This is a genomic window from Corallococcus sp. CA053C (assembly GCF_003611675.1).
GTDB lineage: Bacteria > Myxococcota > Myxococcia > Myxococcales > Myxococcaceae > Corallococcus.
This window is the reverse complement of sequence record NZ_RAWA01000602.1, coordinates 1-4,149: the sequence shown is the minus strand read 5'-3', so window position 1 is coordinate 4,149 and position 4,149 is coordinate 1. Positions and strand designations below refer to the sequence as shown.

The following is a 4,149-nucleotide window of genomic DNA, read 5'->3' as shown; positions in this document are numbered from 1 at the left end:
GTCTGCAGGGGCGGTGGACACGGGCGGCAGTTCACTACACCCGGGGCCCCTGGCGCCATGGGCCCCGCCCAATGCCTGCTCAGGGATGGGAGAGGAGCAGGCTGATCGCGGCCATGCGGCCGGACGCGGAGCCCTGGCCCAGCGCCTCCGGGATGGCGACCAACACGTTGTCCTCGCGTTGATCTCCACAGGCGCGTGTGCCGCGGTAGTGCTTGCGGTCGCGTTCGATGATGAGGTTGTAGCCGCACGGCCCCACCGAGCCCACCAACTCGTCCGGGCTGAGCGTCAGCGAGGAGGGCTGTCCCGCGAAATTCCCCGCCATCTCCACCACCTCCGGGCGCTCCCTCACGGTGACGTTCACCGGCTCCTGACCGACGGTGCCCTGGATGCGCCGGTCCGACAGCTTCAGGTCCACGGGACGCTGGAAGGCCTGTCCGCGCAGCGCATCGTCCGTCATGTGGAGTTGCAGGTCCGGACCCTGGAGGCCCTGCGCGGTGACGCTCGCGCGCACGGTCGTCCGAGGCGTCTCGAGTGACACGGTGTTGTCGGTCTTCGCGAAGGCAAGTCCGCTCACGAGCAGGGCGGCGGTGGTGAGGAGGCGCGCGGTCTTCATGCTCCCAAGTTGGGGACCGGGGGCGCCCGCCACCAGTGCCGCTCGGACGTCTGCGTTCGGGAGGGCGGATGTGTCTGTGATATCGATTCCGCATGTCCCGCACGCGCCTGCTGGCCCTCTTCGTCGCGCTCGTCGCCGTCCTGGTCGCCGTCTGGCAACGGACGCAGGCGGTTGAACGGCTGTCCCAGGACTTCGATGAGGCGACCTACCTGCCCATCGCCTACAGCTATGCCCAGATGATCGACCAGGGCCGCTGGGGAGACATCGGCGCCCTCCGGGAGAACTTCGAACACCCGCCGCTGGTGAAGCTGCTCTTCGCGCAAGCCGTGCGGGTGACGGAGGCACCCCAGCCGGTGTGGGACGACGTGCCCATGGGCCAGCCCCTGCCGGAGGTCGCGCAGCCCGCGTTCCGTGCGACGCGGCGGCTGTCGGCGGTGGCCGGGGTGCTCCAGGTGGGGCTGCTCGCCACCGTGGATCCGGTGGGCGCGCTGCTGCTCGCGTGGGACCCGTACCACACGAAGTACACCTCGCAGGCGTACCTGGAGGCGGTGCCAGGGCTCATCGTGTTGCTCGCGCTGCTGGCCTTCGAGCGCGCGCGGCGTGGGGCGAAGGACTTCGCGCCCGGGTGGCTCGCGGTGTCCGGGGCGCTGCTCGGGCTCGCGGCGGCGGGGAAGTATCCGTATGGCCTGGTGGGCGGGCTCACGATGCTGCCCTTCCTGGTGACGGGCGCGCGGACCCGGTGGCGGGCGTGGGCCGCGTTCGTCGTGCCCACGGCGGCGGTGTTCTTCCTCGCGAACCCCGCGCTGTGGTCCTCGCCGTTCGCGTCGCTGTGGGAGTCCATCACGTTCCACTGGGACTATTCGCACAGCGAGCACGTGCGGCGCAGCGCGCTGCCCTGGTACCAGCCGGTCGCGTTCCTGATGGATCCGTGGCTGGCGCGGTCGCAGGAGGGCATCTACCTCACGAGCTTCAACACGTGGGCGCTGCTGCCGCTGGCGGTGGTGGGCGCGCCCCGGACCTGGCGCGAGCGGCCCGTGTGGGCGGTGGGCGCGGCCGTGGGGTTGGTGTTCCTCCTGCTGTGGAACACCAAGTGGCCGCAGTACCTGCTGCTCGTGCTGCCCGCGCTGTGCATCTGCGCGGGCGGGGGCGTGCGGGCCGTGTTCGGCTGGGGTGCGCGGCTGCTGCACAGGGTCCGCGCCCGAGCACGCTTCAGCGCAGGTGCGTGAACACCCGTGGGGCCGCGGGAAGCTCCACGCCGGAGGTGGGCACCAGGCACGTCAGCTTCGCGCCCCCGGGCAGGGGCAGCCACCCGGTGCGCCACAGGAGCGAGGCCGGGAGGCAGGGGTTGCGCAGCATCCCGGCGCACGCCACGCCCCGGCGCTCCATGTCCTGCAGGGCCACCTGGAGCAGGCGCTGCCGGTCGGCGGTGGACACGGCGTCGTCGAAGGCCAGCAGGTCCACGACCTCCGCGGTGAGCTCCCCCACGCCTGTCATCAAGAGGCTGTAGCTGTTCACCAGCCCCCGGACCTCGCCGTCCTGCTCCAGCACGAAGGTGCGCGGCACGTCCTTGTACTGGAGTTGGTGCGCGAGTCTTTCCGCCGTGTAGGCGTACCCCAGCGTCACTGGCTGCATCATCCGTTGGACCAGGGCCATGCAGCGGGGCAGGTCGCTGGGGCGATAGGGCCGGATGCCCCCGGTGTCCGCCTGGCGGAAGGCGTGTCGCAGGAAGGGCCGCGCCAGGGTGAACAGCCTCCGCTGGGAGTCGGTGAACGACCAGCGGGCCAGGGCTCGCGCGTCAAAGACATACAGCCACAGCCCGAGTCCGTGGAGGGGATGCGCGCTCCGTGCCCGCTTCCAGAGCCCCGGCTCGTGGGGCCCTGTCGCCACGCAACCCAGGGTGAGCTTCGCACCCCGGTCGCGGTGGCGCCGGAACAGCTCCCGCGTCAGCCTCCCGCCGATTCCCTCTCGACGGCGGGAAGCGCAGACGCTCGCGCGCCCCCCATAGGTGCCGTCCACTTCCCGGGTGCCGAGCCTTATCCTCGCGGACTCCGCGAACAGGGTGCCCACCAGCGTCCCCTTGTCATACGCCGCGACCAGGTAGTCGCGCGGGGCCTGTCCGTCCCGGAAGAGCAGCCAGTCGACGAGGCGTTCATTCCAGACGGGCAGCGGTGAAGTCTTGCCGTAGCTCGATTGCCAGACGCGGTTGATGAACCAGGACGCCTCCGCGGCGTCGCCTTCGAAGGTGCGCACCTCAACCATGGTGCGCTCCGACGGCGGTGCTCCGCGTGCTTCGCCACGCCATTGCCTTCATGGCGGGGAACTTAAGGAGGGGTGGCGGGCGGGAAACCGGTCCCCGAGTGCATCCAGGTCAGGGGTTGCGGCGACTGCTTTCGTTCATTGGTTCAGGGCTTCGGTTCGACGACGAAGTCCGCGTACACGGCGCAGTGGTCGGAGCCGCCGTAGCCGTTGCCCTCGCGGGCCACGCGGAAGGAGCCCGGGAGGTAGGTGCCCCCTTCGGGCGCGGGCGCGTGGTACAGGTGGTCGATGGCCTGACGTTGACCTGAATAGACATACGTCCAGGTCTCGCTGGCCGGCCGGTCACTGGCGACGCGCACCATGGCCCCGTCCCGTTCCAGGGCGGTGAGTGCCTCCGAGCCGGGGACGTCATTGAGGTCTCCACCGAACACCACCAGGGCTCCGGGGGAGGTCTTCGCCACGTCCGCGACGATGTTCCGCGTCGCGGTGGCCTCGGCGATGCGGCGGCCCGGATCGTCGTCCACCTTGGAGCGGAAGTGCGCCGCGAAGACGATGGTGTCGGCGCCGCCCACGTCCAGGTGCACCTCGAGCAGCTCGCGCGAGAAGCGCGTCGCGGAGCCGTCCGGTCGGTAGATGACCTGGTCGCGGTGGCGGCGCACGTCGGTGATGGGATGGCGGGAGAGGACCGCCACGTCCACCGACGCCGCGGTGCCAATCTCGCCGAGCTGCGAGAAGCCGAACGCCGGCATGCGGCGCAGGAGCTCGTCCAGGGAGGTCTGTGTTTCGACCTCCTCCAGCAGCACGATGTCCGCGTTGAGCGCGGTGATGGCGCGGGCGAGCCGCTCCGCCTGCTGCGCGAACTCCGTGGCCGTGGGCAGCTCCTCGTAGTTGGTGCCGCCGCAGGAACCCGAATCACACACGGTGTCGAAGAGGCGGTGCACGTTGAAGGCCGCGATGCGCACGCCGTTGCCGGATCCGATGGGCGTGCCGCTGTCGGGCGTGGTGCAGGCGCCGGAGACACAGGCGCCGCCATCCGGCGCGGGCAGCGTCTGCGGGTCGCGACCCTCACAGCCCGCGATGGCGAGGAGGAGTCCGCCGAGGACGAGGTTCGAGCGGGGCGAACCCACGCGGAAGCGGGGGCGGAAGGAGCGCAGGGGGGAGGGTGACATCGGGGAGGCAACCTAGCACCGCCGCCCCGGGGCGCCGGATGCGACTCCGCGCGAAGCGTTCAACACGGCGCGGCGTGGTGGCGCCCTGGCACGGGGTTCCCGTGCAGGAAC

Annotated in this window: 4 protein-coding genes; 1 reads left to right on the top strand and 3 read right to left on the bottom strand. The window is 71.0% G+C overall.

Features of this window, described 5'->3' with window-relative positions; all coding sequences use genetic code 11:
* Positions 1-79: 79 nt before the first annotated feature.
* On the bottom strand, positions 80-613 hold the full coding sequence (locus D7V97_RS40735) for a hypothetical protein (RefSeq protein WP_120615944.1): 534 nt from the start codon (positions 611-613) through the stop codon (positions 80-82).
* 92 nt (positions 614-705) lie between these two features.
* Between D7V97_RS40735 and D7V97_RS40730 the strand changes: the two genes are divergently transcribed.
* Positions 706-1,839 (top strand): hypothetical protein, encoded by a 1,134-nt coding sequence (locus tag D7V97_RS40730; protein ID WP_120615943.1) that lies wholly within the window; start codon positions 706-708, stop codon positions 1,837-1,839.
* Here D7V97_RS40730 and D7V97_RS40725 read toward each other — a convergent pair.
* Together D7V97_RS40725 and D7V97_RS40720 are read right to left on the bottom strand one after the other, a co-directional pair.
* Positions 1,823-2,872, bottom strand: coding sequence for a GNAT family N-acetyltransferase (locus D7V97_RS40725; protein ID WP_120615942.1), 1,050 nt, complete (start codon positions 2,870-2,872; stop codon positions 1,823-1,825). The two genes, D7V97_RS40730 and D7V97_RS40725, sit on opposite strands and share 17 nt — an antisense overlap.
* 143 nt (positions 2,873-3,015) lie before the next feature.
* On the bottom strand, positions 3,016-4,038 hold the full coding sequence (locus D7V97_RS40720) for an endonuclease/exonuclease/phosphatase family protein (RefSeq protein WP_120615941.1): 1,023 nt from the start codon (positions 4,036-4,038) through the stop codon (positions 3,016-3,018).
* Between the last annotated feature and the right edge of the window lie 111 nt (positions 4,039-4,149).

Bases quoted from the DNA above. Each gene is read 5' to 3' on its own strand.
- D7V97_RS40735 (WP_120615944.1), bottom strand. From the start codon at position 613: ATGAAGACCGCGCGCCTCCTCACCACCGCCGCCCTGCTCGTGAGCGGA.
- D7V97_RS40730 (WP_120615943.1), top strand. From the start codon at position 706: ATGTCCCGCACGCGCCTGCTGGCCCTCTTCGTCGCGCTCGTCGCCGTC.
- D7V97_RS40725 (WP_120615942.1), bottom strand. From the start codon at position 2,872: ATGGTTGAGGTGCGCACCTTCGAAGGCGACGCCGCGGAGGCGTCCTGG.
- D7V97_RS40720 (WP_120615941.1), bottom strand. From the start codon at position 4,038: ATGTCACCCTCCCCCCTGCGCTCCTTCCGCCCCCGCTTCCGCGTGGGT.